At 66.3% G+C, this 24,466-nt stretch carries 30 protein-coding genes and 2 pseudogenes; 17 read left to right on the forward strand and 15 right to left on the reverse strand.

Annotated elements, in window-relative coordinates:
- Positions 1 to 144: 144 nt before the first annotated feature.
- The 9 genes from V3T34_RS18285 (at position 145) to V3T34_RS18325 (ending at position 5,015) form a co-directional block, all read left to right on the forward strand.
- A complete protein-coding gene (locus V3T34_RS18285) occupies positions 145 to 1,881 on the forward strand; it encodes a hypothetical protein (RefSeq protein ID WP_331369260.1) in 1,737 nt (578 codons plus the stop codon).
- A 200-nt stretch (positions 1,882 to 2,081) separates the two neighbouring features.
- Entirely contained in the window at positions 2,082 to 2,366 is a 285-nt protein-coding gene (locus V3T34_RS18290) for a hypothetical protein (RefSeq protein WP_305078410.1), read from the forward strand.
- 147 nt (positions 2,367 to 2,513) lie between these two features.
- Positions 2,514 to 3,353, forward strand: a complete 840-nt coding sequence (locus V3T34_RS18295; RefSeq protein WP_305078409.1) for a glycoside hydrolase family 108 protein — start codon at positions 2,514 to 2,516, stop codon at positions 3,351 to 3,353.
- Positions 3,350 to 3,550, forward strand: a complete 201-nt coding sequence (locus tag V3T34_RS18300; RefSeq protein WP_305078408.1) for a hypothetical protein — start codon at positions 3,350 to 3,352, stop codon at positions 3,548 to 3,550. The genes V3T34_RS18295 and V3T34_RS18300 overlap by 4 nt, the downstream gene beginning before the upstream one ends.
- Positions 3,547 to 3,861, forward strand: coding sequence for a hypothetical protein (locus V3T34_RS18305; RefSeq protein ID WP_305078407.1), 315 nt, complete (start codon positions 3,547 to 3,549; stop codon positions 3,859 to 3,861). The genes V3T34_RS18300 and V3T34_RS18305 overlap by 4 nt, the downstream gene beginning before the upstream one ends.
- Positions 3,858 to 4,070 carry a hypothetical protein gene (locus V3T34_RS18310; RefSeq protein ID WP_305078406.1) on the forward strand — a complete coding sequence of 71 codons (213 nt, stop codon included), beginning with the start codon at positions 3,858 to 3,860 and terminating at the stop codon, positions 4,068 to 4,070. The genes V3T34_RS18305 and V3T34_RS18310 overlap by 4 nt, the downstream gene beginning before the upstream one ends.
- Complete coding sequence (locus V3T34_RS18315; protein ID WP_305078405.1) at positions 4,067 to 4,549, forward strand: hypothetical protein; 483 nt, start codon at positions 4,067 to 4,069, stop codon at positions 4,547 to 4,549. Before V3T34_RS18310 ends, V3T34_RS18315 begins: the two co-directional genes overlap by 4 nt.
- Positions 4,546 to 4,872: a hypothetical protein gene (locus V3T34_RS18320; RefSeq protein WP_305078404.1), complete on the forward strand. Its 327-nt coding sequence runs from the start codon at positions 4,546 to 4,548 to the stop codon at positions 4,870 to 4,872. The genes V3T34_RS18315 and V3T34_RS18320 overlap by 4 nt, the downstream gene beginning before the upstream one ends.
- On the forward strand, positions 4,869 to 5,015 hold the full coding sequence (locus V3T34_RS18325; RefSeq protein WP_305078403.1) for a hypothetical protein: 147 nt from the start codon (positions 4,869 to 4,871) through the stop codon (positions 5,013 to 5,015). Before V3T34_RS18320 ends, V3T34_RS18325 begins: the two co-directional genes overlap by 4 nt.
- Positions 5,016 to 5,422: 407 nt before the next feature.
- Here the strand turns inward: V3T34_RS18325 and V3T34_RS18330 are convergent, their stop codons facing one another.
- Positions 5,423 to 5,662, reverse strand: a complete 240-nt coding sequence (locus V3T34_RS18330) for a helix-turn-helix domain-containing protein (RefSeq protein ID WP_305078402.1) — start codon at positions 5,660 to 5,662, stop codon at positions 5,423 to 5,425.
- Between the two features lie 152 nt (positions 5,663 to 5,814).
- On the opposite strand from V3T34_RS18330, the gene V3T34_RS18335 reads away from it, so the two are divergent.
- From V3T34_RS18335 to V3T34_RS18345, 3 genes are all read left to right on the forward strand, one after another.
- Positions 5,815 to 6,432, forward strand: coding sequence for a hypothetical protein (locus tag V3T34_RS18335; RefSeq protein ID WP_305078401.1), 618 nt, complete (start codon positions 5,815 to 5,817; stop codon positions 6,430 to 6,432).
- A complete protein-coding gene (locus V3T34_RS18340) occupies positions 6,432 to 7,253 on the forward strand; it encodes a phage regulatory protein/antirepressor Ant (protein WP_305078400.1) in 822 nt (273 codons plus the stop codon). The genes V3T34_RS18335 and V3T34_RS18340 overlap by 1 nt, the downstream gene beginning before the upstream one ends.
- Before the next feature lie 81 nt (positions 7,254 to 7,334).
- Positions 7,335 to 7,685 (forward strand): hypothetical protein, encoded by a 351-nt coding sequence (locus V3T34_RS18345; RefSeq protein WP_331369261.1) that lies wholly within the window; start codon positions 7,335 to 7,337, stop codon positions 7,683 to 7,685.
- Here V3T34_RS18345 and V3T34_RS18350 read toward each other — a convergent pair.
- The 6 genes from V3T34_RS18350 to V3T34_RS18370 are packed head-to-tail and all read right to left on the reverse strand — an operon-like array spanning position 7,682 to position 11,686.
- Positions 7,682 to 8,050 (reverse strand): hypothetical protein, encoded by a 369-nt coding sequence (locus V3T34_RS18350; protein ID WP_305078398.1) that lies wholly within the window; start codon positions 8,048 to 8,050, stop codon positions 7,682 to 7,684. The two genes, V3T34_RS18345 and V3T34_RS18350, sit on opposite strands and share 4 nt — an antisense overlap.
- Before the next feature lie 3 nt (positions 8,051 to 8,053).
- A complete protein-coding gene (locus V3T34_RS18355; protein ID WP_305078397.1) occupies positions 8,054 to 8,875 on the reverse strand; it encodes a metallophosphoesterase family protein in 822 nt (273 codons plus the stop codon).
- Positions 8,802 to 9,218, reverse strand: a complete 417-nt coding sequence (locus V3T34_RS28655) for a hypothetical protein (protein ID WP_442919475.1) — start codon at positions 9,216 to 9,218, stop codon at positions 8,802 to 8,804. The genes V3T34_RS18355 and V3T34_RS28655 overlap by 74 nt, the downstream gene beginning before the upstream one ends.
- Positions 9,196 to 9,783: a hypothetical protein gene (locus tag V3T34_RS18360; RefSeq protein ID WP_305078396.1), complete on the reverse strand. Its 588-nt coding sequence runs from the start codon at positions 9,781 to 9,783 to the stop codon at positions 9,196 to 9,198. The genes V3T34_RS28655 and V3T34_RS18360 overlap by 23 nt, the downstream gene beginning before the upstream one ends.
- Entirely contained in the window at positions 9,773 to 10,003 is a 231-nt protein-coding gene (locus V3T34_RS18365; protein ID WP_305078395.1) for a hypothetical protein, read from the reverse strand. Before V3T34_RS18365 ends, V3T34_RS18360 begins: the two co-directional genes overlap by 11 nt.
- 9 nt (positions 10,004 to 10,012) lie before the next feature.
- A complete protein-coding gene (locus V3T34_RS18370; protein ID WP_305078394.1) occupies positions 10,013 to 11,686 on the reverse strand; it encodes an AAA family ATPase in 1,674 nt (557 codons plus the stop codon).
- Positions 11,687 to 12,074: 388 nt separating this feature from the next.
- On the opposite strand from V3T34_RS18370, the gene V3T34_RS18375 reads away from it, so the two are divergent.
- The gene (locus tag V3T34_RS18375) at positions 12,075 to 14,474 is read left to right on the forward strand and encodes a DGQHR domain-containing protein (RefSeq protein ID WP_305078393.1); all 2,400 of its coding nucleotides are present in this window, start codon (positions 12,075 to 12,077) and stop codon (positions 14,472 to 14,474) included.
- Between the two features lie 7 nt (positions 14,475 to 14,481).
- Here V3T34_RS18375 and V3T34_RS18380 read toward each other — a convergent pair whose 3' ends face one another.
- The 6 genes from V3T34_RS18380 to V3T34_RS18405 form a co-directional block, all read right to left on the reverse strand.
- Positions 14,482 to 15,987, reverse strand: a complete 1,506-nt coding sequence (locus tag V3T34_RS18380) for an ATP-binding protein (RefSeq protein ID WP_305078392.1) — start codon at positions 15,985 to 15,987, stop codon at positions 14,482 to 14,484.
- A complete protein-coding gene (locus tag V3T34_RS18385; RefSeq protein WP_305078391.1) occupies positions 15,987 to 17,633 on the reverse strand; it encodes a radical SAM protein in 1,647 nt (548 codons plus the stop codon). Before V3T34_RS18385 ends, V3T34_RS18380 begins: the two co-directional genes overlap by 1 nt.
- A 274-nt stretch (positions 17,634 to 17,907) precedes the next feature.
- Positions 17,908 to 18,249 carry a hypothetical protein gene (locus V3T34_RS18390; protein ID WP_305078390.1) on the reverse strand — a complete coding sequence of 114 codons (342 nt, stop codon included), beginning with the start codon at positions 18,247 to 18,249 and terminating at the stop codon, positions 17,908 to 17,910.
- Positions 18,250 to 18,384: 135 nt separating this feature from the next.
- A complete protein-coding gene (locus V3T34_RS18395) occupies positions 18,385 to 20,001 on the reverse strand; it encodes a tyrosine-type recombinase/integrase (RefSeq protein WP_305078389.1) in 1,617 nt (538 codons plus the stop codon).
- Between the two features lie 221 nt (positions 20,002 to 20,222).
- Positions 20,223 to 20,696, reverse strand: a complete 474-nt coding sequence (locus V3T34_RS18400) for a hypothetical protein (protein ID WP_331369262.1) — start codon at positions 20,694 to 20,696, stop codon at positions 20,223 to 20,225.
- 39 nt (positions 20,697 to 20,735) lie between these two features.
- Positions 20,736 to 21,299: a hypothetical protein gene (locus tag V3T34_RS18405; RefSeq protein ID WP_305078387.1), complete on the reverse strand. Its 564-nt coding sequence runs from the start codon at positions 21,297 to 21,299 to the stop codon at positions 20,736 to 20,738.
- On the opposite strand from V3T34_RS18405, the gene V3T34_RS18410 reads away from it, so the two are divergent.
- From V3T34_RS18410 to V3T34_RS18420, 3 genes are read left to right on the forward strand one after another with little or no spacing between them, the layout of a single operon-like run.
- Complete coding sequence (locus V3T34_RS18410) at positions 21,300 to 21,782, forward strand: hypothetical protein (protein WP_305078386.1); 483 nt, start codon at positions 21,300 to 21,302, stop codon at positions 21,780 to 21,782.
- A gap of 10 nt (positions 21,783 to 21,792) precedes the next feature.
- Positions 21,793 to 22,299 (forward strand): hypothetical protein, encoded by a 507-nt coding sequence (locus tag V3T34_RS18415; protein WP_305078385.1) that lies wholly within the window; start codon positions 21,793 to 21,795, stop codon positions 22,297 to 22,299.
- Between the two features lies 1 nt (position 22,300).
- Entirely contained in the window at positions 22,301 to 22,654 is a 354-nt protein-coding gene (locus V3T34_RS18420) for a hypothetical protein (protein WP_305078384.1), read from the forward strand.
- 112 nt (positions 22,655 to 22,766) lie between these two features.
- On the opposite strand, the gene V3T34_RS18425 is transcribed toward V3T34_RS18420, so the two are convergent.
- Positions 22,767 to 23,750 carry a Hint domain-containing protein gene (locus tag V3T34_RS18425; RefSeq protein ID WP_305078383.1) on the reverse strand — a complete coding sequence of 328 codons (984 nt, stop codon included), beginning with the start codon at positions 23,748 to 23,750 and terminating at the stop codon, positions 22,767 to 22,769.
- A 306-nt stretch (positions 23,751 to 24,056) separates the two neighbouring features.
- Between V3T34_RS18425 and V3T34_RS18430 the strand changes: the two are divergent.
- Positions 24,057 to 24,308 (forward strand): annotated as a pseudogene (locus V3T34_RS18430) (LexA family protein); the annotation flags it as partial.
- Between the two features lie 23 nt (positions 24,309 to 24,331).
- Here V3T34_RS18430 and V3T34_RS18435 read toward each other — a convergent pair.
- Positions 24,332 to 24,466 (reverse strand): annotated as a pseudogene (locus V3T34_RS18435) (ATP-binding protein); the annotation flags it as partial.

The following is a 24,466-nucleotide window of genomic DNA, read 5'->3' on the forward strand; positions in this document are numbered from 1 at the left end:
TCAGTGGCGTGGCTTCGGGACCGGACGCTCGCCCATGCCGATGGCGTCACCGCGCGCGACCACGCCCTCTTCGAGACCCTCCTCGCCGCCACCGCCACCGGCATCGAGACTGAGGACACGGTCCGTGACGCCCGGCTATGCACTGTGAAGCACGCCCTCACGGTCCTGTCCGCGGGCGGCAGCCCGGCGCAGCCCCGCGAGCTCGTCGCGTCCCTCGCCCGCCTCTTCGGCCGCGCGCCGGATACACTGAAGCGCGACACCAACTTCGACTTCCACGTTCCGGCTTGGATCGTCCCGCTGCAGCAGCCCGGCACGCGCTACGCCCACGTCGACCTCGCGGTCCTCGCCCGGTTCCGCCGGCGGTCCAGCCCGCTCCTGTACAAGGACGTCCTCGCCCATATCGCGGCCGAGAAAGTCCGCTACGAGCCGGGCGCGCCTCCCTTCACGCTAGCTTATGCGCCCAAGCAGCTCGCCGACGTCCTCGGCGTGTCCGGCCCCCTTCACGTCGGGCAGCTACGCCTTCGCCACCTCGACCCGGCCGTCGAGGAGATCCGCGAGCACGTGAGGGCGTTCGAGATCTCCTCCGTGACCTTGCATCACGAGGCGCGCCGCCGGGCCGGAGCGCTCGTCCGGGGCGAGGACGGCAAGGGACTGGACGGGCGGGCTGTCGCCGCGATCGAGCTGACCGTCCGCCTCCTGCCGCCTGAGCGCCTGGAGACCGCTCCTGCCCGGTTGCTCGCCGAGGGCGACTTCGAGTTCCTCCAGGAGCGCGGGGATGCCCCCGCCTACGCGATCCGCCCCGCGACGCTCGTGCGTCTCGGCAGCGCTCTGCCGTCGACAAGCCTGCCTCGCAAGAAGCGGGGCGGTGCCCATCCGCTGCTCTCCAGCGAGATGCAGAGCCGCTACCTCTACTGGCTCGCCGGCATCCACGAGGCCCTCACCGGCGAGGCGATCACGCCGTCGTTCGAGACCGCCCCGCTGCGGGGGCAGCGCCTCCTCGATGCGATCGCCCAGGACGGGGCTGACAAGGCGTTCTGGGCGTTCTCGATGGCCGAGGCCGAGGCCCCCGACCTCGCGCTGGTGCTCGTCGACAAGCCGCGGCTCCGCGTGGTGATCGAGGCCGCTCGCAAGGAGCGGGCGGACGCCGCGCGGAAGGATGCCGCGAAGTCGAGGCGGAAGGCCCTGCGCGAGGCACGGGCGGATGGCACCATGCCGGCCCCTGTCCCAAAACGGGACAAGACCGATTCGCACGAGAAGACCGTGGTCCCGCCCGCTGCCCCTGCACCTGTCGCCCCCTCGGGCACCGAGCCCGCCCGGCCGGATCCGGAGGCCGTCGACCGCGCCATGGCGATCCTGTCGACGCCGGAGGCCAAACACGAGGCGAAGGCGCTGGCGTCGTACTGGCAGCACGGTCTCGACTTTCCGCTCACGCAAGCGGGAAGGATCGCCCGCTTGTTCCTGAGGGCGGAGTTCGAGACCCGGTTCCCGATCCTCCACGAGGCCGATGCCCTGATGGGGCAGCCATATCGGCGGAACGTCACCCTACTGGCCAAGCTTCTCGGCGTGACGAAGGACAACCTGGCCGAGGACGGGAAGCTCATTCCGCACCCCTGCATCGACGACGACCTCGCCGAGGGCTGCGCCCTTGTGCTGGGCAAGGCGTTCGCGTTCTGGGTCAGGGAATGCCAGCTGGACGGTCTTGTGGACAGGCTCGCGGGGGATCGGGAGCGTATGCTCGGGGAGGCGAACAGAGCCAGGGCCGCCTGGCGCGAGGGCGAGATCGCCAAGGCGAAGGCTGCGCGCGCGCAGGCCGCGGCCAAGGCCAAGGCCCAGCCCCGAATGGGCGGCTGGGCCTATCCCACGTCGCTCGGGGAGGATTGAGCCTACGGAGCATGGTGATGTGGCACCGCGCCGCACCCGATCTGGCACGGAACCAAGCCGGCCATGAGGCGTTGCCTCCCCCTTAGCTCTTGCGACTGCACAATTGAGTGGCACGCTCTAACACGTGGCGCCTTCAGACCGATTCGGTCTTCCTGCGCCGAGGGCGGGCGATGACGGGACAGGGCGGGAAGAGCGTTACGGTGTGGCCGCAGGGGGACAAGCGGCCGATCCTGATGCGGCCGTGCCGCACGGACGAGATCAACAGCGACAAGAGCGACATCCTCGATATGGTGCGCAAGCGCATCAAGGAGCGAGGGATCGAGCCGAACGAGATCCGCCAGGCGGGTGTCAGCAAGTGGAGCCCCGGGGCGCACTGGCGCCTGAAGGAAGGCTGCTTCGACAACGCGATCTCGATCGAGCGTGCCTACCAGCTTGCGATCGCCGTCGGGCTCAAGCGCACCAAGGCCCTGCCGTTCTCCCCCTGAGCAAACTAGCCGACATGTGTTGGCGGGTGCACGCCGCGAGCTTCCGCTAGGGGCACGCTGCCCCCGGTCCCGAGGACGCCCGTCCGTCCCCCCTCGTGCCTGGCCGTCCCCGATCCGGGGGCAGCACCAGCTCCCCGGGGGACGGACATGTCGACATCAAACTTCCAGCCCGTGATGGGCCTCGTCCTGCAGCACGAGGGCGGCTACTCGAACGACCGCCGGGACCCGGGCAACTGGACCGGCGGCAAGGTCGGCAAGGGCCGCCTCGTCGGAACGAAGTACGGGATCGCGGCCAACAGCTTCCCCGACCTCGACATCGCCAACATCACGCGGGCGCAGGCGATCGAGATTTACCGCCGGCAGTACGCGAACCCGGTTCGGTTCGACGACCTGCCCGCCGGCGTCGACTACGCCGTCCTCGACATCGCTATCAACTCGGGCGCCGGCCGTGCCGGCCTCATCCTGCAGGGCGCGCTCGCCAAGCTCGGGCAGCGGGTTAAGGTCGACGGCGCCATCGGGGACGCCACCGTCGCCGCGGTCGCAGCGGTTCTGCCGACCGTCCTGATCGACGCGATCTCCGACGCTCGCCTCGCCTACATGAAGCGCCTCTCGAACTGGTCGACCTACGGCAAGGGCTGGACCCGGCGCGTCGGCGAGGTGAGGCAGATCTCGAAGGGCATGGTCGTCACCGGCCGCCCGCTCCCCCTGTTCGATCTGGAGCCGGCGCCGTCCGCCCGCGGGGCCAACGCCGCGAAGATCGCGCTGACGAAGCTCAAGGGCGTGAAGGAAGGGGCGCTCACCGCCCTCGGCATCATCGGCGAGAAGTCGGCCGACATCCTGGCGCAGCTCCAGCCCTTCGCCGACGTCAGCACCATCCGCACGGTCTGCACCGTCCTGACGGTGATCTCGGTCGGCTACGGCCTTTACCGGATCGTCCAGGCCAACGGGGCCGAGGCCAAGCCGGTCAACGCCGAGGCCGCCGCGTGACCTGCGCCCTCGCCACCGCCGCCGTCGCGGTCACCCTCGCTTCCGCCCCGATGTGCCCCCGCGCCGATCGGCCCGCCGTGCCCGGCGAGGTCATGGCGGCGCTGCGCGGCGAGGCCGTCCCCCCGGCTCCGGCCCCGTCCGAGATCCGGGCGGCGATCGAGGCCATCTCCCCTCCCGCACGGAGCCGCCGCCGGTGAGCACGTGGATCCTCCTCACGGGCCTGCCGCTGGCCGCCCTGTTCGCCCTCGTCATGAGCCCGTGGGGCGCGCCCGCCCTGGCGCTCCTGGCGAGCAGCCGGGTCGCGAGGCTTGCCGCTTTTGCGGCAGCGGCGGCTTGGGCCCTGTTCGTCGCCCTCGGCCGCGCCCGCAAGGTCGGCCGGGACGAGGCCCTCGCCGAGGTCAACCGGCGCAATGCCGAGGCCAAGGCGGAGCGGGCGCGCATCGACCGGGACGTCGCCTCCCGATCCGAGGCCGAGGTCACCCGGCGGCTCGACAGGTGGTCCCGATGAGAACCGTCATCCTCGCCGCGGGGCTCGCGGCATCCCTGGCCCTCGCGGGCTGCCAGACCAGCGGCGGCGGCCGTGGCGGCTCGTTCTGCGAGACGGCCGCGCCGCAGCGCCCCTCGAAGGCCGAGATTGCGGCCATGACGCCCGAGCGTCGCAAGGCCGTCCTCGCCCACAACGAGTTCGGGGCGTCGCAGTGCGGGTGGCGGCCATGAGGACGATCAGGGTTATCCCGACCGTCTACACGCCAGCTCGCGACCTCGAATGGCTGGGGGCCTTCATGGCCTTCGCCTTCGGCACGGTGCTGGCCCTGCCGGGCAACACGTTTGCCACCGGCCTCCACTGGCAGCGGTTCGCCGCCATCATGCCCGAAGGGGCGTGGGCAGGCCTGATGATCTCGCTCGCCATCGTCCGGATGATGGCGCTCACCATCAACGGCAGGTGGCGCCGGACCCCGTTGCTGCGCGCCATCTGCGCCATCCTCGGATCCGCGGTCTGGGGCTACGTCGCGATGCTCATGTACGCGCCGAGCCTCGGTGGGATCCAAACCGGAGTTGGCGTCTACACGGTCGCCGCCCTCGCTGACGTCTGGTCCGCCTACCGCTCGGGCCGGGACATCCCCGTCGCCGAAAGGGTCCACGCCTGGATGCGGGACAACCCGCCCGCACCGATGCCTCGGGGGTTCGCGCCATGAACGGCTGGCTCGCTGGCCTGGCCGAGGCCCTGACGCCCTGGAAAGAGGTTCTCGGATCCGCCTTCGCGGCGCTCGCGGCGATGGGCGCTGTCGTCGGCGCGGTGCTGAAGGGGCGCAGGGCCCCCGACGCCACCTTCCCCGAGCCGGCGCTGCCCGGCGGCCGGTACGGCACGGTTCGGCTGCATCCCGACGACCACGAGGCGGTCACCGCCCTGCGCGGCGGCATCGGGGATCTCCGCGAGGCGGTCGAGGACCTGGCCCGGGTGACCCGGCAGAACACCCGAGCGACCGACGAGAACACCGAAGGGAGGGCCCGGCCATGAGGGCGCTCCTCGTCGGCGCCGTCGCGATCGTGGCGTGGGGGATAGGCGTCTGCACCGGCGTCGTGCTGATGGCCGCCGGCGAGGCGCCGCGCCCCCCAGCCGGGCCGGCGCCCGAGCCCCCGCGGTGGGAGCGCAGCACATGAGCGAGCCCTCTCCCATCCCCTGCGCCCTCCAACGTCAGGTGGAGCTCCTCCGCCGAATGGGCGGCCCATCCCCGGTGCCGGGCTACTCCGCCCAAGAGCAGGCCGATGCCGCCGATCGGATCGCCCGCGCCCTGGCCCGCGCGGCCGATCAGATCTCCAGCCGCACATTCGGGAGGCCCAGGTGAGCGAGGACGCCAGCCGGCAGGACGGGTGGGACGCCCGGCTCCGGTTCCGGCCGAGCGCGGAGGCGGTCCGCCGGCTGAAGGCCTCCCACGGCGACGCGGCCGTCCGGGAGCGCTGGGGAGCCTACGCCGCGAACCTGATCCGCAGCGCGCCGGAGCGACCCCTCAGGGGGAGATGGCCGAAGGGTACACACCGCGTGCGTACCCCTGCGCCCTAAGAAGTTCTTAGCGGTCGATGCGGACCCCGGGGCCCGCCCCGGTCTCCGGGTCGGGCGGCAGGAAGCGGATGCCCTGGCCGATCAGCGAGCCCATCACCGCTTCGATCGTCGCCCGGATCGGCTTGCGATCGGTCTCTTCCAGGTTCGTGATCGTGCGCTCGCTCACGCCCGCGAGGGAGGCGAGCTCCTCGCGAGACATCTTCAGAAGGGCGCGCGCGGCGCGGATTTGGGTGCCAGACGGGTACATGCGTAGAGAGTAGCGAAATTTCTTCTGGCGGCAAGGTTGCGCGAATCCGGAAATGTGCTCAGATGTAGTTAACCCCGCGAATTCGCAGGCGGGGGCCCGGGGGCGGCTGGATCCCGCCCCCGGGTAAGCGCGACCGCCGAGAGGGAACCTCGATGACCGCACGCACGACCGACATTAGCATCGTGGAGCTGCTTCGCACACCGCCTGAGCGCATGAAGGCCAGGGATATCGAGGGGCTGACGAAAGCGCTTCTCGCCAGCTGCCAGCTCATGGCCGAGTGCGGCCTCTACGAAGAGGCCGCCAGCCTGGGCCGGGCCACGCCCGGGGCCGGGCTCAGTCTCCTGCACTCGATGGACCTCGGCATCGAGCTCGGGTTCCCCCTCGTCCGCCAGGCGCTCATCGAGCATCTGGACAACAGGGCATCTCAGGAGGCTATCCGCGCCGCGGCCGGCCCCGCCCATGAGGCTCCATCAGCGTACGACGACGCCCGCAGGCAGGAGGCCTTCAAGCGCGAACCGGGCCGCTACATCCTCGGGGCGACGACGGCGCCGGGCATGCCGTGGCGCAGCCGCGCCATCGACGGGCACGTCCGCGTCGAGGGCCGGACGTGCCCGTGGATCTTCTCACCCTGCGGCGTGCGCGCCGCGAAGGTCGGCAGCCTGGCCGAATACCTGAGCGCGACCAAGGCCGCTCGCGGCTACGTCGTCGCCTCGCACCTCGACGTCGGCGTCGAGCTCCCCACCGGCATCAGCTTCGTCGAGGTGAGGTGATGGGCGCCCCGATCCGCACCCCCATCGTGCCCGTCGTCTCGATGCACGGCGGCGTCCCAATGGCAGACAGCCGCGACGTGGCGAAGTTCTTCGCACGGGACCACAAGGGCGTCCTCCGGTCGATCCGGACGGCCAAGTGCTCCGAGGATTTCCGAGGGCGCAATTTTGCACCCTTTGTTTCCAAGGGGTTAGACGGTGAAGAGGTCACCGACTACGTCCTCATGTCGAAGAACGGGTTCGCGTTCGTGTGCCTGGCCTTCACGGGCGAGAAGGCGGCCGCCTTCCGCGAGGACTACATCAACGCCTTCGACCGGATGGAACTGGCGTTGCGCAACCCGCCGCCGGCGGATCCGCTCCTGGCGCTCCAGGACCCGCGGCAGCTGCTCCAGCTCCTCGGGACCTACGCCGAGCGGACCCTCGCCCTCGAAGCCGAGGTCGAAGCCAAGGGCCGGGCCCTGGTGGTCCGGGATGCGGTGATCGCCGAGCAGAGGCCCAAGGTCGACGCCCTGGAGGAGATCGCCGGGACCGAGGGGACCTGGTGCATCACGGACGCCGCCAAGGAGATTGGGGTCAACCCCAAGAAGTTGTTCAGCTACATGCGGGACAAGAACGCGAAGATGCGCTGGCTATACCAGCGCTCACCTTCCTCGCCTGAGGTCGCGTTCCAGGATCGTCTCGATGACGAGACCTTGGTCCACAAGGTCGACAAAGTCCCGCTGCCGGACGGTACCAAGAAGAGCGTCACGCAGGTGCGCGTGACTGCCCTCGGGCTCACCCGCCTCGCGGTCATCTTCGCCCCCCGCCTACCCGGCATTGGCTGAAAATCCAGCCAGAGCGGAGGCCGGGGGGGACCCGGCCTTCCCCTTCCAAATGATACCGAAGGCAGGTTGGGTATGAATTCGATGAACGCCACCGAGCGCCGTGCCGAGGCGCTGGAGCGCCGCCTCGCGCGAGCGCGCGCCGAGGAGAAGGCGACCGCGATCGAGACCGTGATGGCTCGGCGCGACAGCGGCTCGGGCAACGGCGCTCCTCCCGAGCTCGGCATCACCGCCGAGATCTCGGCGATCGGCGAGCTGCTCTACGGGGACCGCTGGACGACAGGGCTAGCACTGGATCTGGGGGTCAACCCCCGCGAGGTCCGCCGATGGAAAGCCGGCACGGATCTTCCCGAGGAACGCGACTTGAAGGTCGCCCGCGGCATCGCGCGCCGGCGCGCCGCGGCGATCATGCACCTCGTCGGCCCCGGCGACTAGCGGACCTCGCGGATCACGGGCGAGCCCCCTCGCTCCGGGCACGCATCGAGCCAGAGCTGCCAGTAGGGGGCGAGCCCGCGCCAGGCGAGGACGAAGCGCCCTGGGATCGGGGCGTCCTTGACCGTGCCTTCGAGGAAGCCATCCTCCAGCTTGGACACCCCCCGATAGGTCGCCATATCGGGGGGGCGGCCCTTCGGGTCGCTCTCGTCCAGGCACGTCAGCGACCACCGCACGACGCCCCCCACCGTCTCCCAGCGCATCGTGGCGACCTTCCCCTCGCCTGTGTCGAGCCGGGCGACGTGGGCAGCCTCGGCGGGGGCGGCCGCCCCGGCGAGGAGGGCGGCCGCGAGGAGGTGTGCGCGCATCGGTCAGATCTCCACGGTGAAGGCGCCATCGAAGGCGGGGTTTTCGAGCTCGACCGCCCACGAGCCATCGCGGCGCCGGTGGCTCGTGTCGTGGCCGCGGGGGTTCGCGATGACCCGCGTCCTCCCGATCCGATAGTCGCGCGAGGCGTGGATGTGCCCGTGGACCCAGATGTCCGGCGCCGTCGACCTCCCCATCAGCGCCGAGAGGTCGCTGGCATAGGCGGCATCGATTTGTTCCCGGACCTCGCCGTGCAGCAAGCTCTGCGCGCTCGGCGCGTGGTGCGTGACGACGATCCGGGGCCCCGACCAGGGCTCGGCGAGCGCGGCCTCGATCTGGGCGCGGTGCTGCCGGTGCAGCTCGGCCGCGGCGAGCGGTCGGAACGGTGCCGACGTGCCCCTTGCATCGCGGGTCTGGATCAAGCGGTGATCCCGCATCCCGCCGCGCCTGTCCCCCGCTATCGCCAGCGCAGTCGGCCTGCTGCCCGTGATCGAATAGTCGGTCCACAGCGTGGCCCCGACGATGCGGGCCCCCTCGAAATCGAAGGTCTGCCCGGCATCGAGCAAGGCGATCCCCGCCGCGGCGGCGTCATCGTGCGCGCGGGCGATCTCATCGGGCATGCGGCAGCGCCAGAAGTCGTGGTTGCCGGGGACGTAGACTGTCGCTCGCGCCCGCGGGACGATGTTTTCCCGCAGCCATGGGATCGCCCGCTTCGTGAGGCCGTCGGCCGCGTCACCGGCGACGATGGCGATGTCAGCCCGCATGTCCGACGGCGGCGTCCAGGGCGTCGCATCGACATGCAGGTCGCTGATGATCCACGCTCGCATCCCCGCCTCCCTCAACCCACGCGCTTCCGTCCGCCTCGAACCAGACCGCCGCCGCGGCCGTCACGATCCGCCCTCCCACCCGGAAGCCCGGCTCGGTCAGCCGGTACCGCAGCCGCACCGCGCCCGGCGGCCGGGCCTCCTCCGTCACCGTCCCGCGCGCCCACGCGTGGACGTCCCGGGCCCCCGTACGCAGGCAGCGCAGCCGCCCCGCCTCCGACGCCCTGAGCGTCACGCCGGCCAGCGCGATCGCCTGGACGTGCCCCACGACCCGCCCGTCGACCCGCACCGACCATGCCTTCCGCGCGCGGTTCCGGTAGACTTCAACGCAGTGAGGGGACGGCATGCTTGTGGCACACGCAGCGATCCCAGCCTCTGATCGCCTGTATCTGCCCGGGAGCGCCGCAATCCTCGCAGATATATCCTGACAATCTGTCAACGCAACTCGTGTATTCGTCTACTTCTTGATGGAATTCCACGGAGGCGATGCCCCAGCGAAGCGTGCCGTACTTCTCCTTCTGTTCATGCGTTCGCATCTCCCTGGGAGTGTCCAGGGCGTTGAGATAGTTGCCTCCCGCGGCCAATAGCCAACACCAGCCGTTGCCGACTTCGGGCTCGAAGGGGAACAACCGTGGCAGGTTGACCGTCAGCTTGTGCTTCCAGTCCAGGGGACAGAGCGGCCGTCCGCGTTCCCACCGCATAGCGAGCGTCAGGGCTAGGGCGTCGAGGACGGCCGCCGGCCGCAGGTGGTCGAATTCGGGATCCGCGGGCGGCCGCTTCCCGCGGATGGGCTTCCACTGCACGACCGGGCCGCCCGAAGTCGGGACGACCGCCTTTACAGTAAAGCTCAGGTTGAAGTCGTGCTCATGGATGGCGTCTGCCCCGACCCGGTAGAATTCGTCAACGATCACGGCACGCCTCCTCCGGTAGAGGGCTGAAGCAATACGCCAACGCCTCGGCCTCGCGAGCCATCTGCATTGCGGTGAGCGACGGGAGCTCGCCCGACGCGGCGAGTTCCCCGATTCGTACGACCCTGGCGCGGGCCCCGCGGCCGACGAACGGGCAGATCCGGCCCGTCTCACACGCGCGCGTCAGGGTGGCCGCGATGGCGGCGATGGTGTCGGTCTCCATGCCCGCCCCTCAGTTCGGCATCGAGCGGGCGAATGCCTCGCGGGCCGCCACCACCGCCTCCACCATCCGCCGGAGCGGCCGCAGGCTGCCCCCGCGCCAGGCCGTCAGCGCATCGAGCTCGTTCCCGTCGAGCCCCGGGCACCAGACTTCGTCGAGTCCCCGGTCGCGGCGGATCTCGTCGAGGATCGCCGTCGCGACGATCGGCAGATCCTCGGCGCGCGGGGCAGGCCAATGCAGGATCCCGCACCGATCCCTCAGGGGCCCGGCGAGGCTGTCGAGCGCGTTCGCGGTCAGGACGTAGCTGACCGCCGACAGGTCGAGGGCGCACTCGAACGCTGGATCGTGGACCGCCTTCGCCGTGCTTCCCCGCTCCAGGAACGCGAGCAGGGTCTCGTCGAGCCTTCCCCATCGCCTGCTGTCGCCTGCCTTCTCGACTTCGTCCACGACGATCCCGTGGGACGCCTTGCCGAGGCGCAGGCAGGCCTGCGCGGGGACCGACGGCCGCCAGGAGTTCCACTGCCTGGACGTCCCTGCGAACGAGCCGCCATCCATCTGGCCCGCGGCCGCGTAGACGGTCACGTCGAGACCAGCCTCCTCGACGGCTGCCCGCGCGAATGCCGTCTTTCCGAGGCCCGCGGGCCCGACGAGGATCCGGGGCGCGAGCCGCGCGAACGGGGCGCCGGCGAGATCCCCGGCGTACGCCTCGATCGCCTCGCCGGCCCACGGGAAGCGAGCCCGCAGCCGTGCCGCATAAGCGGCAGGATCCGGCGCCGCCGTCAGCGGCATCGGCTTTTCTGCCCACGGCTCGCCAAGGGCCCTCGGGCTGTCCCCCCGCTCCTGCGCGTGCTTCATCGGCTGAGGCAGATGCTTCAGCGACGGGATCACAACCAGCGACAGCGCCGGCCGGGCTGCCGGAGGAGGCTGAGGCGCAGGCTCGCTCGCCGCAGCGAGGTACTCGCCCAGGCTCGACAGCTCCTCCAACCCCGGCAGGTCGTCGACCTCGGGCGCGGCTCCGCCCTGTGCCCCCGCGCCCCCGCGCAGGATCGCATCCTCGTCCTGGATCATCCTTTCAGCCTTCGCGATGACTGCGAATGCGCGGGCGAACGACAAGGCTTGGAGGTCGAATGCTGTCAGGCGATCGAAGTTCGGCCGCGGAACATACTTGACGTCGCGGAGATCTTCTTGCGCGTCGCTTGCCCAGAGCAGCGCGGCACGCAGGGCGAGCCAGCCACGCCCGAGGTCGCCGCCGCGCAGATGCAGCCATGCCGTATCGAGCGAGCGCGCGCTGATACGGGCGGCCGCCTCCGCGCTGCCGAAGGCGGCCGCGTGGTAGGGCATCACCATGGCGATGTCGTACATCGGGGACGACAGGTGATCCGGCACGCCCTTGCGCTCGCATGCCGCGAGCAGCGCCCGCTCGGCCCGCAGCGCAGTCGATGCGCTCGGCCGCGTGAGCGCCGCTTGGACGGCCAGCCGACACTCGCCGTGAGGGAGGTCCTCGCGCTTCGTGAGCGGCTGCAAGGCCGCGCACAGGTCGGCGCGTGCGTCCCAGAGGAGGAACTCGCCGCCGAACTGCCTCTCGCGCAGCGGCAGGGGCGACCGCGGCTCGCGGGGACCGCAGACGGGGGACGGGTCGAGGAGCAGCGCGCGGATAGCCGACGCCTGCGTGTAGCCGGTAGTCATCGTGAGGCTCTCTGAAACGAGGACGCGCATTGGCACGCCGAGCGAAGGCTCAGGCGGCGGCGGTCGGTTTCCGTTTCATGCGAGCGGCCATCACGAGATCTACTCTCTGCTGGGTGAACACTCACGATGCCCTGGGCTGTTCGAGCAGGCAAGGGTCTTTGACATGGTTGGTTACCGAAACCCACATCTTGGCTTGCAAAAAGCTGTTACCTGCGTGGGACTCGGCAACGCGAACGGATCGGTGGAGCCCGAGTTGCCTGTCTCAAAAACGATGAAGGTTGTGGATACGTTGCAACACAGGAGCACCATCGGACTGGGATAGGCTCTACATCTAAGATCGCAGCCCAAGCGAACGCGGAAGCCGCGTCTGGGGGACAAGGGTCATTTCATGCCGGACGTGCTGGTCGGTCTCGTCGATGGCGAGGAGCTGCAGAAAGTTTATAACTCCAAGTCAAAGCCTTATGACGAAAAAACTATTGGGGCATCGAGCTTAGAAGCTCTAGAGCTCAAGGTCGCCGGTGAGAAGGCTGATGGTTGGGAGGTGCTTCGCGAGAATGCGAGGTCCGTACGTCTCTACAAGAATAAATCCATCGATCGTCAACTTGAAGACGACATCTGGTGCATGCTGTATCGGATGGGGTTCAAGACACTCAACGAAGGCCGCCAGTTCCTCATTCAGACGGGACCGAGCGCTCCGGCACGTCAATTGGACGTCTTTGCTAAAGATGACGAGACTGCAATTATTGTAGAGTGCACCCATTCCAAGGAGGCAGGCTCCAAGTCGGTCAAGGCACTCATCGACAAAATTTGCGGTTTTCGCCAGGATGTGATCAATGCCGTTCACAAGCAGTTCGGCAAGGATCCAAAACTCAAGGTAAAATTTGCCATTGCGACTAGGAATGTTGAGTGGCGTAAAGCCGATAGGGATAGAGCAACCGAGAACAATATTGGAATTATCGATGATTCTGACTTCGAATATTATGAGAAATTAACTGGGCTGCTGAAGCATGCTGCTCGTTATCAGTTTCTCGGAAGGTATTTCTTCGGCGAAAAGGTCGAAGGACTTCGAACACAAGTCCCCGCGACCAAAGGGTTCATGGGCGGGACAACTTTCTACAATTTTGTAATTTCTCCCCATGATCTTTTGAAGATATCTTACATTAGTCATCGCTCGGCAGTATCAAACGATGACTTCGAGACTTATCAACGAATGGTAAAAGGGCCGCGGCTAAAGGCAATTGGCGCATATATAGATGATGGTGGCAAGTTCCCAACTAACATTGTTATCAATTTAAAAATAGATGGCAAATTGAATTTTGACCCTAAAGAAAAATTTGATGACACTTCGACGGGAATACTAACTCTCCCCGGTAAATATGGGTCAGCCTGGGTGATCGATGGTCAGCATAGGCTTTATGGGTACGCGCATGCAAGCCGTGGACCGGAGAGCGATAAATCAGTCATTACAGTGCTGGCATATGAGAATTTGCCTATAAAGGACGAGATCAAACTTTTCGTTGACATCAACACCCAGCAGGTGCGCGTCCAACGAGCTCTTGTCGAAGAGATCATTTCAGGTCTTAACATCGAGGATCCCGACCCTAAGCGACAACTCGACGCCCTGCTAGCCCGTACTGCCCTTCAGCTGAACAAGGACAAACGGTCGCCAATCAAGGGGCGGATCGCGACTACCGGCCAGGAGCGCACAGCCTTCCGGTGCCTCTCGCTTCCGTCTATTTCCGACGGCATGGGTAGCCAGTCTTTGCTGGGAACGATCCACAGGCAGACTGCGAGCAAGACAGCTAGCATAAAGGCTGGACGCCTTTCCGACGCCACCGGGGATCCAAAGGCGTCCATGGAGAAGGCCGTTAAAACCGTTTCCCTTTACCTGAACCTGTTCGCCTCTCAGGTGCCTTCGCACTGGGAGTTGGGAGACGCTAAGGGTGGCTTCCTCTGTACGAATAACGGTATTCGGGCGCTTTTGCAAGTGTTTCGGAGGGTCATGGCCTTCGCCGAACACAAAGAGGGAGCCAACTGTGAAAGTCTGGATGCGGAGGACATTATTGAACTAGTTGAACCATACGTCCAGCCAGTCGTTGATTTTTTTAAGACAGCCGACGCCAGCAGCATTAGCCGCTTTCGCAATCGTGGCAGCTCTCTACAGAGCGTCGACCAAAACTGCTTTCAGATGCTGAGCCTAATTCACGAGGCGAAGGAGGATTTTCGATTGCCAGAGGTCGTGGACTACATGGCAAGCCGCGACGTAGAGGGCACGAAAGAAGCTAAAGACATGATCGATGAGATGAATAAAATCATCTACGATGATGTATTGGAACGTCTTCAGGCAAAATACGGCTTGGCAAAAGATAAATGGTGGCTGCAAGGCGTGCCATCGTCGATCAGGAAAGACTGTGATGCTCGCTATAACGATCAGCAAGGCGAGCACGATCGCTGGCAATTTCTCACGTTTGCGAATTACTCGGACATAGTAATTTATAGTGAGAATTGGGACCTTTTCAAGGATCACTACAACTTCATGGGCAAGGGGAAGAAGGCAACGCTGGTCCGTTGGCTTGGTCGTCTTAACAAGGCCCGCACAGTAACTCATCACGCAGAGAAGGGGCCGCTCTCCAAGGTCGATGTTGAGTTCGTAAGAGAAGTCTATGTCCTCGTAAAGAAGCACATCGGCGAAGGCGAGAAGCTTGTGACGGGCAAGCGCTATCTTAGCGAGCCTGCCCCTGAGCCCTCTCCAGAGGAGGCCGCCGCATCGTCGAATGCGGCGGAGTGAGGATTAATCAACCGCAGAGCTGGCGGAACAATTCCGCTAGCTTTTTTGCTTGATCTCTATTCGTGACCGTCTTTGTGATGAGCGCGAGTGCCTCGTCGAGGGCAATTACTGATGCGCCGGCAGCTGGGCGGATTGCGGACAGCTCGGAGCTAGCACTCGCAAGACCGGCCGCCAGCTCCATTCGGTCATCCTCCTCGACCACTCCCTTCAGCTTGACCTCCGCTCTGATGACCGACGATCGAAGTCGTGATGCCTCGGCCGGGTCGAAGGGCCTATCCTCTGCCAAGCGGGCGTCTACTTCCGCGAGCACGTTCCTTACAATCTGTGCCGCGTTCCGGGACACGGAAGACGTGCGGCATCGGTGAGCAATCTGAGACGTGACCGGACCGATCTGCGCGAGTAGGTTATAGGAGTGGTGTGTGACCTCGAAGTTGTCACGCCGGGCGTTGGGTATGATGCGACGATCCAACACGTGGATCTCGCCGATGGTCCAGCCATTGAAACGGGTCTCTTTGAAGACGTCCTCGAAGAGATTTGCTTCACCGATTTGAATGTCCCCGATCCGCCCACGAAGCCCTCGCACGCCGAGGCCGACCGGAATGCTGCGAGTGTAGCCGTGATGTCCGAGCCATCCGACAGCTCCGACCTCCCCATCTACGTCGGCAAACTCCAGCAGCTCGATACTCTCAATCCGGAGTGGGACGGTCGTCCCCGGGACTGTCATCTCGTCGAGATAGGGCCGGTAGATCGGCTCACCCTGGATAGTTAGGTTAACGGGCGGGACCCGAGCCCCGTGTCGTGCGAGATGTGCCTCGATTTCCGTCGACGAGAAGGCTGGATTGAAGGGCACTGGACCGACTTGGCCGAGGTACTGCCCAATTAGCTTCTCATTTAGAAGCATGTCCTGGCGATGCCGCGCGACGTCGCGCATGACCACCTCGAAGAAGTGATCGTCCGGCTCGTAGGCCATTTCGTAGTGGATCGAAATCGCGTCCGCCACGATCCGCCGCAGGTCGCCCCCGAACGTTCCATCCGCGAGACGGCTGCGGAGGAGCCGGCAGTCCCAGGTTACCGAGACGACCGAGGTCTCGCCCGCGGCCTTGGTGCGAAACTCCAGCTCCCGGCAATAGGCAAGTCCGGACAGGCGACCGACACCTCGGTAGCCGCGCGCGGACGAGCCGCGCTTGGGCGAGCCGCCAATGGCCAGCAGGATCGAGACAGCCTCCTTCGGAGGGATGCCGATCCCGTTGTCGCGGATGGTGACCGAGCGGGTGCCGTGGTCGATTTTGATGTCGACGTCGCCCCTTTGATCGGGGGCCAGCAGTCCCGCCTTCCGGGCCGCGTCGATGGCGTCAGCACCGTTCTGGAGGTACTCGCGGTAGATCGTGACCGGCGAGACGTACATCCCGGACGTGATGAGCTCGATAACGTCCTTCCCGATCCGGACGACGTCCTCCTCGACCCGTGCCGAGCTGCGAGCGGGGTCCCGCCCCTGAACAACGCTGGGCTTCATCAGGCGGCCTCCTTCGCCTGCCTCGGCCGGCGGCGTGTCGTTTCGGGCGGCGAGGTCTCTGCCGGCAAGATGCCGTCGTCGTCGAGGCCAGCGTCCTCCACAACCTCCTCGACGGTGAGCCGGATGTCGACCACAGGCTCGTTCTTCAGCCGCGACTTCTGCACTCGCCGAATGGCAAGCTCCCGGTCCTTCGAAAGAGGCGGGTAGAAGCGCGCGACGCGTGCGATGCTTGGCGGAAGATCCCTCAGGTCGCGGGCATACTCCGCCGGGTTACGTTCGGATAGGAAGGCGAGAAGCTCTGCGCGCTCGGAAGGGGAGAGCTTCGCGGAAGCAGCCTGGAACTCGTTAAACTCGCCCTGGCCCTCGTACTTCTCATAATAGTGGCGGTTGAAGATCATGTGGTGGGGGCGGGAGAGGATCTCCTCGAAGGCCTCGTGGCTGCCCCCGAACGCGGCCTTGTAGAAGTCCGGTTCCCCCGAGACCACGCCGTGCGTGGCCTGAAGCACCGTTTGGACCGAGCGAAGATAGTACCTATTCCACTTCGCTCCGATGTGTGACCGGTCCGGCAGGTTCGTCGGCTGGTATCGCATCGGGAACGAGTAGATCCGGATGCCAAGTTCCTCGTTGAGGCGCACGTTCAGGAACATGCGCTCAAACAGGTCCTGCGGGCTGTCGTGGAAGTTGTAGAGCATGTAGTTCGATAAATCGTTCAGCCCGAACTCGTGCGCGTAGCGAACCGCCTTCTCGTAGGGGTCTTTTAGTCCGAGGTGGTCGAACGCGATCCTGAGGGGGCTGAGGCAGATCGAAGACAGCTCGCGTAGGTACATCCTGTCCTTGCTCAGGATGCGAGCATCGACGCCTTGGTTGAAGTCGACCCGCCGCTGGGATGGGACCCGCTCCCCCTCCCGCTTGAGCTTAGCGCCTGGCAGGAAGCCAAGGTCGCGGATCTCGGCGATGATTTCCTTGAAGCGCGCCGAAGCGACAACGTTGTTGTCCATTAGGATGAGGTCGCGCTTCGGTCCGTACAGCGCGTCGACGCCGCGGACGAACTCCGTCAGTGGCGTCGCGTCCCGTTGCGCCCCCTCCAGCTTCGGCACGCCGCAGAAGTGGCACTTCCGGATGCAGCCGCGGCTCGCGTAGGCGAAGTAGGCGTCGCGGACAGGGTACCTGTAGCTTGACTGGTCGAGGATGTCGTAATCGGGGATGAGGTCCTCGATTGGCTTGCCCGCCGTGTCGTCGGCGTAAAAATCGCCGTCGAAGGCATCGAGGTCGAGGGAGGTGGCGGGCGCCTTGTCTAGAAGGCCTTTGATGAACCGGATGCCGCGCCACCTTGGCTCGGCCAGGAACTTCTCGTGCATCAGGGATGCAGCAATCCCGCCGACGAAGATCCGTTGCGTTTGCCCCTGGACGAGGTCGACCGCGAAATCTACCGTTTCAGCGATCGTCTTAAATTCGAACGAGAACAGCGTGGTTATATAGATCCGATCCCACGCCGTCGTCATAAGCGATCGGTCGACGCCCTTCACAAAGTGGACTTGGTCTTTCTTGCCGTTCGGTCCATGATATTGCGCAATCTTCATCAAGCCCAGGGGTGGGTACTTATTCCGATACCCAGGCTCCAGGAGAAGGATTTTTTTGTTCGGCATTCGACCCGCGCTCCACGCAGCACCTTAGGCTCAATCGTGGTGCCGATCCAGCCGAACCTCTTCCATCGAGACGCCGGTCAGGCGCCCTGTCCCCAGCGTTTAGAAACTGGAGTGAGCCGAAGCTCAAGTGCGTACCAACCCCGAGGCCACCCAGCAAAAGGGTTCCCTGGCCGGTCGTGACGCTGGCGACACAATCGAGGCTGTTCAGAAAAAATCCTTGATGCGGAGGTGGTAGGGATCTCCGCCAGCGCTCCACCTTGTAGCGACATAAAGCTCAGCGCTCTCCGCAAACGGATCGCCCCCTCGCCTGCAAAGCTTCGTTGACAAGCTCGGCGACACGCTGTGCAGCGGCCCAGGGTAGCTTCTCACGGATGGCGACGATGCGGTGCGGGGGCGATCCCGGTGCCGAGACGACGAGCTCGCCGTCAGCGTGCAGGCGGACTATCGCGAGGAGGGCCTCCTCTTGGCCAGATGGCAGCCCCTCTACTTCCCTTATTGAGGCAGCCAGGCGATGGCGCTCGGCGCGCACCTCCTCCATCTTCGCGTCCACTCTGGCGAGGGCCTCTTGCATTCGCTGCAACGTCCCCTGCTGGACTTCCTCCCTCAGATCGCCCACGCGCCCCTCCCTGCAGAGAGGCATCCTCGCGCTGGCCTGGACCCGGGGCAAGCCCGGCGGGTACGGAGGGTCGTCGGCTCGCCGCAAGGGCGGGGGTCTGTCCGGTGAGCGGACACACCCGAGGGGAGGGGGGGCTCATCGGCGGGGCTTCCTCTCCGCTTTGGGCTTCTTCGGCCGGCCCGGCCCGCGCATGACGGGCTCGGGATCCGGCGTGGGCTCGGGCGCCTCGACCGGCGGGGCCGCCCGCAGCATCCGCTCGACGATCGGGCGCTCGCGCTCGTAGGCTTCCAGCACGTGCCGGACCCATACCGCCATTCCCCTGGCCTTCAGCGGAAATCGCTGAGCCCTGGCGTAGACCCTTCGCGTGATGTCTTGAACCCTGGCGTCTTCATCATCCTTCTTGCCGGTGCTGTGCGCCAAGATCGCGCTGCCGGCGCCGCCGAGCTCCTCGTCCGCGAGGTAGGATGAGAGCGTCCGGCGGGCATCGTGCGGGGTCCAATGCCGGACCCCGACGAGCCTCAGCCAGTCCCGCTTGCGGACGGTGACGGCGCCCTTCTTGCCCGCCTTCGTCTTTCCCTGGAGACGGTAGAGGAGCTGGTTCAGGCCATCGGAGGTGACGTGCTTGCCGCTCGCCCGGCTCGGGAACATCCAGTTGCTATCGTTCTCCCGCTCGAACCGGGCGAGGACAGCCAATGCCTCGGGCGGGATCGGGAGGCCGTGCGGGCGAGCTGCGCTCGTACCCCCCTTCATCTCCTCGCCGGTCCAAGTCCAGGCGAGCCAGCCGGGGTGGTCGGGCACGGGGATGACGCCATCCCGCCGGGTGCCGCCAAGCGCGCCGGTCCGCTGCGCGGTCAGGACGACAGCCCATAGGGCCGCGATCGTGCCGGGCGTCGTCTCCTGGTCCGTGCCGCCAAGCGCCCGGCAGTGCTCCGCGACGAGGATCGTCCGAACGAGCTCGGTGACCGTCGGCGTGTGCTCGCGTGTTCCCGCCTTGTACCGGACCTTGGCGCGGTTGGACCACCACGGAACATCCTGCTCCGTCCAGCCGCAGAGCCCGGAATGATCGCTGTGACCCCAATCGAGCGCTGCGCGGGCGTTCGCCATCGCCCGGGATGCCGTGCTCGGAGCCTGGTTCCGAACCAGGGCGTCCCGCACGCGCTCGAAGTCCGCGAGCGTGACATCGCAGACCGGCGTCTCCGCGATCTCGGCGAACTCCGGCAGGCGAAGGGCGCGCTCGTACTGGCTGTCCCAGCCCTCGCGAAGGGTTGGCAGGTGATGCTCCAGGAAGAGGGCGACGAGATCCCTCCACTCCCAAGGCCCGTTGCGCCGGCGGTCCTCCTGCGTTCGCTCCGGCCGGCGAGGCTCGAACGGGGGGTAGGCGAGCTCGACCGCCTCGGGCAGGGACGTGCCCTCGCCGAGGGACCGCTCGAAGATCTCGGCGTCGAACTTCGGGTCGAACCCGGCGGCGAAGTCGAGGCGCGCGCGGGCCGCGGCGATCCGCGCGGCCTGCAGGTCCATCACGTCGACGCCCCCGAGCCGGATCGTCCCCCGGCGGTGGCGCAGGTACCAGGTGCCGCTGGCCTTCGTGACACGCAGCGTCAGGCCGGTCGCGTCCTTGGCCGTGTCGGCGAACTCGATGCCCCGGCCCGGGACCCGTCCCTCGTCGATCAGCCGCATCGCCCGCGCCACGGCATCGGCCGTGAGATGGACGCGCTCGCGCTCGTACCCGCCTCGCTCCTTCGCCTTCGCCACCGTGCCCTCCGCATGGGATACAACGGGGATACAACACGGCCCCGGAGGCGGCGGCAACGCAGCGGACTGCGCAGAGGCGCAAGAAATGCATTTAATATGAGGGAGTTGGTTCGGGTGGTTAACAGGTTTCGCGGGTGCCCGAAAACCCGCCTCTAAAGCTTCCCAAGCTGAATGTCGTCGGTTCGATCCCGATCGCCCGCTCCATACAAGCCGTTGAAGCGTCAGCTTTTTTGACGGTCTGCCGCTGATCTCGTGGACCCCATGGTCCCCATCGCGGTCCTCATGTTCGTTAAGGCGCTGTTCTTCAGCGCTCGATGGGTAAGTCGCAGCTCCGCCACAGTTCGCGACTTTCCGACCGCACCACGCGAGTAGCGGGCCGTAGTCTTCGCATCGGTGTGGGCAGCAGTGGCTCGAATCGCGTCGAGATCGGCTCCTGCATCCTCGGCTTCGGTGATGGCGCCTGCCCGCGCATCCTTGTTCCAGATGTGATCCGGAATGCCGGCCGCCCGGGCCACCTTGCGCCACTCGCGCTGAAAGGCGTCTCCGGCGTGGGGACGACCTTGCTGTTCATCAATGATGAGCGGACCGACGCGCTGCTCGAACGGGATCTGGGCGGCGACCTGCTGGACATGTGGGCAGAGGGAGAAATCGTGCGCGATCATCGCGCCGGTCTTCGTTGTCGCCTTGCGGGTCACCCCGTCGAGCACCACGCCCGCCCAGGTTAGGCCATTCACTCAGCGCCGGCCGTTGAGCACGATGCCGGTCCGCGCTTCACCCTCCGGGATCGGCTCCCACTCGCCCACCACGTCCTTCTGCCGCATGACGGCATCGAACTGGATCGCGGTCGCGAGCGCCAGGGAGATGCGCCCCATCTCGATCGCCTTCGGGATGAAGGCCGCGACATGGTCGAGGTCGAGAGTGGTGCGGCGCCGAGCCGGCTGCGGGAAGCGGACCTCGGCGAGGATATCCCGGACCGGGGCGCAGCCATCAAGTTCGGCCGCCACGCCGTAGGAGAACAGCTCGCGGAGCTTCTTCATGACGCCCCAGGCGCGTCGGATACGCTCGGGCCGGCCGGGTGCATTGGGTTTCTTCGCCGCATCGTACCAGCGCCAGAGATCGGCCAGCTTCACGGACGGCACCAGCCGATCGCCGACGGTCCTCTCGATCAGCCCGAGCACATGAGCATCCTTCTCCCGGGCGGTGTGCTCGAGCCGGCGGTCGAACGGGCTCTCCGGGTCGGTCTGGTAGCGCCGCGACAGGCTGCGGATCGAGCCGTCGAATCGGTTCGGATCCCGCACGTGACCGGACGACCATTCCAGCATCTCGGCCTGGAGCCGGAGGCATGCCGCGGAGATGTTACCCGCGTCACGCTGTCGGCCGCCCCCTGGATCGAACTCGTCCGGGAGATCGTCATCACCGCCGCCATCCCGGCGATCGCCGCCTACGCGATCCAGGCCATTCGCAAGGTCTACCCCTGGGCCGCGCTGTTCCTGACCAAGGCCCGGGTCGAGCAGATGGCGAACGCCGTGACCGAGTACGCCATCAACGCGGTGCCCGGGGCGGTGAAGGAGGGCAAGCTGTCGGTCAATCTCGGCTCGCAGGTGATCGCCAAAGCCGTGCAGCGGGCGGTCGACGCAGCGCCGGCGAAGGCGCTCGAGGCGGCCGGCGGGCAGGCCGGCCTCGCCGAGATCGTGTTCCGCAAGCTCAACCTCGAAGACGGCGCCAACAAGCGCAACACCCTGGCGCCCGTCATCGCTGCTCTCCCGGCGACGTTGCGGTAGGGCGGCCGCCATGCTCTTCCCCGCCGGCCCGAGCACGCCCGCCCACCCGGCGGGCGCCTACAGCTTCAACCGCCTGTTCGAGTGGGCCATGGCGATCATGATGCTGCTGATCGCCGTGACGCTCGCGATGCCGGGCGACACCATGGAGCGCGCCGCCCTGAAGCCGATCGCCGAGGTCGGCTTCAACGAGGGCAACATGGCCTTCTTCTTCGGGGCGGTGGGCGTGCTGCGCGTCACCGCCCTCTGGCTGAACGGCCACATCAACAACGGAATCACCAAGCCGAACGGCGCCAACGTCCGGGCGGTGTGCTCGGCGCTCGGCGCCCTGGTGATGGGCCAGCTGACCCTCGCCCTGGTGGTCGACGCCTTCACGGCCGAGGCGCCGTCCTTCGTCATCCCGGTCTTCGGGACCCTGACCATCTTCGAGGCGATCTCGTGCTACGTGGCCCGCCTCGACGCGGTGGATCGCAGGTCGCGGCTCGGCCGGGCCCTCGCTGCGCTGGAGCGTGTGAAGTAGCATGGAGCACCTGATCGCACTGCTCCCCCTGCTCTCGTCGATGCCGGCGCTGCTGGTCTTCGTCGGCGGTGTCGTGGCCGTCACCTGTGTCGGCATGGTGCTGCGGGCCAACAAGGACAAGTACGAGGTGCCGCCCCCGGCGCCCGGTTCGGTGGGTGACGCCATGGTGCACCTGCAGGGGCCGGCCGAGTACCTGAACATCCTGCGTGACCTGCGGGAGATCGGCCGGCAGCAGGTCGAGCACCTGGCCCGGATCGCGGAATGCGGGCGAGTTTCACGAGACCAGCTGATGGCACAGACCGAATTGCTGCGCAGCATCGACCGGGAGCAGGTTCGCCATCACGGCCACGACTGACCGGCGGGAACCCGCCTCGCCGTTGGGCGGTTACCTCACCGGATTTCCAGACCCGAGACCCCGCCTTCAGCCCCGCCGGCAGCCGCCGAGCGGGGCTTTTTCATGCCTTGGCCTACGCGGCGATCCAGGCGAAGCGGCCGGCCTCGTCCCAGGCGCAGGCCGCGCCGAGGCTGTGGGCGAACACCGCCGAGAGCCGCGCCCGCTCGGCCTCGACCACCGGTCCCTCGACCGCCACCGGCCGGCAGCGGGCGGAGAGCCCCGGCACGACGAAGTCGGGGTTGTGCAGGGCGTGGTCGGAGCCCTCCGTGAAGAACGGCCGGTCGCCCCAGTCGAGGTAGCTCTCGGCCGCCAGGCCCTCGGCGAGCAGGATGTCGTGGGCGTCCAGCTCGACGTGCCAGTAGGTGACGGCGGAAGCCGGCTCGCGCGCGATGGTGGTGCCGTTGATCAGGCACATTACCGGGACGAGGTGGCCACCCTCGCCCTTCTCGTCGGCACCAACGAGCACGGGATGACCGGGAGAAAGGCGCAGGTCGCGGGTGGGCAGGCCCTGGCCGAAGGCGCCGGCGCGAATGCGGATGGGCTGCTGGTCGTGCTGTAGGCTATTGCTCCCCCCGCAGAGGTGGCGGCTGCCAATCCACCGGATTGGGCGGCGCATACCGGAGGCCGTGACAGCGACATCGCCGATCCGAAGCTGCTCGACGGCGACTTCGCCCCGGGTCGTGCGGATCAACGTGCCGTCGCAAAAGCAGAGAGGTGTGCTTCCCGTCTGAATATTGAGAACGGTTCCATTGGAATACGTATTGTTCGAAAGTAAGGTGGTTTGTCCTCCGCTGAAAACGAAAATATCTCCTGGATTGCTTGTGTTTCCGAGATAGATGCCTTGCCCGCTGCTTGCGGCATTTGGTCCCGTCAGTTGTATGGTATCTCTGCCGCTTGCCTCTAAGAGCGCGGTATTGTCGGATGGACCATCTGGGACGTCTGTAATGGTATAGTTGAAATCTAAACCACTATTAATTGTATAACGTGATGTCCCCGGAGTTTGTTGCACGAAATAGAGTTTTGTCGTAGAAACAGATGGAGTCGGACCCGAAGACATATCATGCTCCCTATATCTGCTATTGGATTACAATAGCATTTATAATATTTATGTTCGTCGAAATGCGTCCGACGGCGCGACGACGAATATGAGACTTGTTGCAAATTGTGTCTGTATCAATTCAGCCACACAACTGACGGCGCATCGTCCTGCAGCATTGATTTCTGACTTTGATCGCCACCCACACATGCTCATCACGATCTCCTGAGCCCACCATCCCCGCTTCACATAAGCCAGAAGCTCGACCTTGACCGGGAACCTCCCGCGCCTGTTGTTCTCTTTATGTTCCATCGCGGAGGGCGAATCGTGAATCTCTGTCGGGTCGGTGGGGAGGCGGCGGATGACAGCGGGCTCGTGCGGATCCCGTTCATGCTCCCGACGCTCTGCGCCGGGTTCCCGAGCCCCGCCGAGGACTTCATCGAAGGCGCGCTCGAGCTGCCGCGCTGGCTCGTGCCCAACCCGCCCGCCACCTTCATCTGGCGGGTTCGTGGCTGGTCGATGAAGGGCGCTGGGATCCATGACGAGGATCTGGCCGTCGTCGACCGCTCCCTCTCGCCTTCAGCCGATCGAGCGGCGCCGTCGTCGCCGGCAAACACGCTCGGCCACTCCCCGAACGCCAGGTTGGTCGTCACCACGATCGAGGTGGTCTCGTAGAGCCGGCTGATCAGGTGGAACAGCAGCTGACCGCCCGACTGCGCGAACGGCAGGTAGCCGAG

This window comes from Methylobacterium ajmalii, assembly GCF_036448855.1.
In the GTDB taxonomy this organism is placed as follows: Bacteria; Pseudomonadota; Alphaproteobacteria; order Rhizobiales; family Beijerinckiaceae; genus Methylobacterium; species Methylobacterium ajmalii.

Coding starts and splice junctions, on each gene's coding strand:
- V3T34_RS18380 (WP_305078392.1), bottom strand. CDS start 15,987: ATGAAGCCCAGCGTTGTTCAGGGGCGGGACCCCGCTCGCAGCTCGGCA.
- V3T34_RS18295 (WP_305078409.1), top strand. CDS start 2,514: ATGTCGACATCAAACTTCCAGCCCGTGATGGGCCTCGTCCTGCAGCAC.
- V3T34_RS18340 (WP_305078400.1), top strand. CDS start 6,432: ATGGGCGCCCCGATCCGCACCCCCATCGTGCCCGTCGTCTCGATGCAC.
- V3T34_RS18370 (WP_305078394.1), bottom strand. CDS start 11,686: ATGACTACCGGCTACACGCAGGCGTCGGCTATCCGCGCGCTGCTCCTC.
- V3T34_RS18425 (WP_305078383.1), bottom strand. CDS start 23,750: ATGTCTTCGGGTCCGACTCCATCTGTTTCTACGACAAAACTCTATTTC.
- V3T34_RS18310 (WP_305078406.1), top strand. CDS start 3,858: ATGAGAACCGTCATCCTCGCCGCGGGGCTCGCGGCATCCCTGGCCCTC.
- V3T34_RS18375 (WP_305078393.1), top strand. CDS start 12,075: ATGCCGGACGTGCTGGTCGGTCTCGTCGATGGCGAGGAGCTGCAGAAA.
- V3T34_RS18320 (WP_305078404.1), top strand. CDS start 4,546: ATGAACGGCTGGCTCGCTGGCCTGGCCGAGGCCCTGACGCCCTGGAAA.
- V3T34_RS18415 (WP_305078385.1), top strand. CDS start 21,793: ATGCTCTTCCCCGCCGGCCCGAGCACGCCCGCCCACCCGGCGGGCGCC.
- V3T34_RS18330 (WP_305078402.1), bottom strand. CDS start 5,662: ATGTACCCGTCTGGCACCCAAATCCGCGCCGCGCGCGCCCTTCTGAAG.
- V3T34_RS28655 (WP_442919475.1), bottom strand. CDS start 9,218: ATGCCGTCCCCTCACTGCGTTGAAGTCTACCGGAACCGCGCGCGGAAG.
- V3T34_RS18335 (WP_305078401.1), top strand. CDS start 5,815: ATGACCGCACGCACGACCGACATTAGCATCGTGGAGCTGCTTCGCACA.
- V3T34_RS18365 (WP_305078395.1), bottom strand. CDS start 10,003: ATGGAGACCGACACCATCGCCGCCATCGCGGCCACCCTGACGCGCGCG.
- V3T34_RS18355 (WP_305078397.1), bottom strand. CDS start 8,875: ATGCGAGCGTGGATCATCAGCGACCTGCATGTCGATGCGACGCCCTGG.
- V3T34_RS18345 (WP_331369261.1), top strand. CDS start 7,335: ATGAACGCCACCGAGCGCCGTGCCGAGGCGCTGGAGCGCCGCCTCGCG.
- V3T34_RS18350 (WP_305078398.1), bottom strand. CDS start 8,050: ATGCGCGCACACCTCCTCGCGGCCGCCCTCCTCGCCGGGGCGGCCGCC.
- V3T34_RS18420 (WP_305078384.1), top strand. CDS start 22,301: ATGGAGCACCTGATCGCACTGCTCCCCCTGCTCTCGTCGATGCCGGCG.
- V3T34_RS18385 (WP_305078391.1), bottom strand. CDS start 17,633: ATGCCGAACAAAAAAATCCTTCTCCTGGAGCCTGGGTATCGGAATAAG.
- V3T34_RS18315 (WP_305078405.1), top strand. CDS start 4,067: ATGAGGACGATCAGGGTTATCCCGACCGTCTACACGCCAGCTCGCGAC.
- V3T34_RS18325 (WP_305078403.1), top strand. CDS start 4,869: ATGAGGGCGCTCCTCGTCGGCGCCGTCGCGATCGTGGCGTGGGGGATA.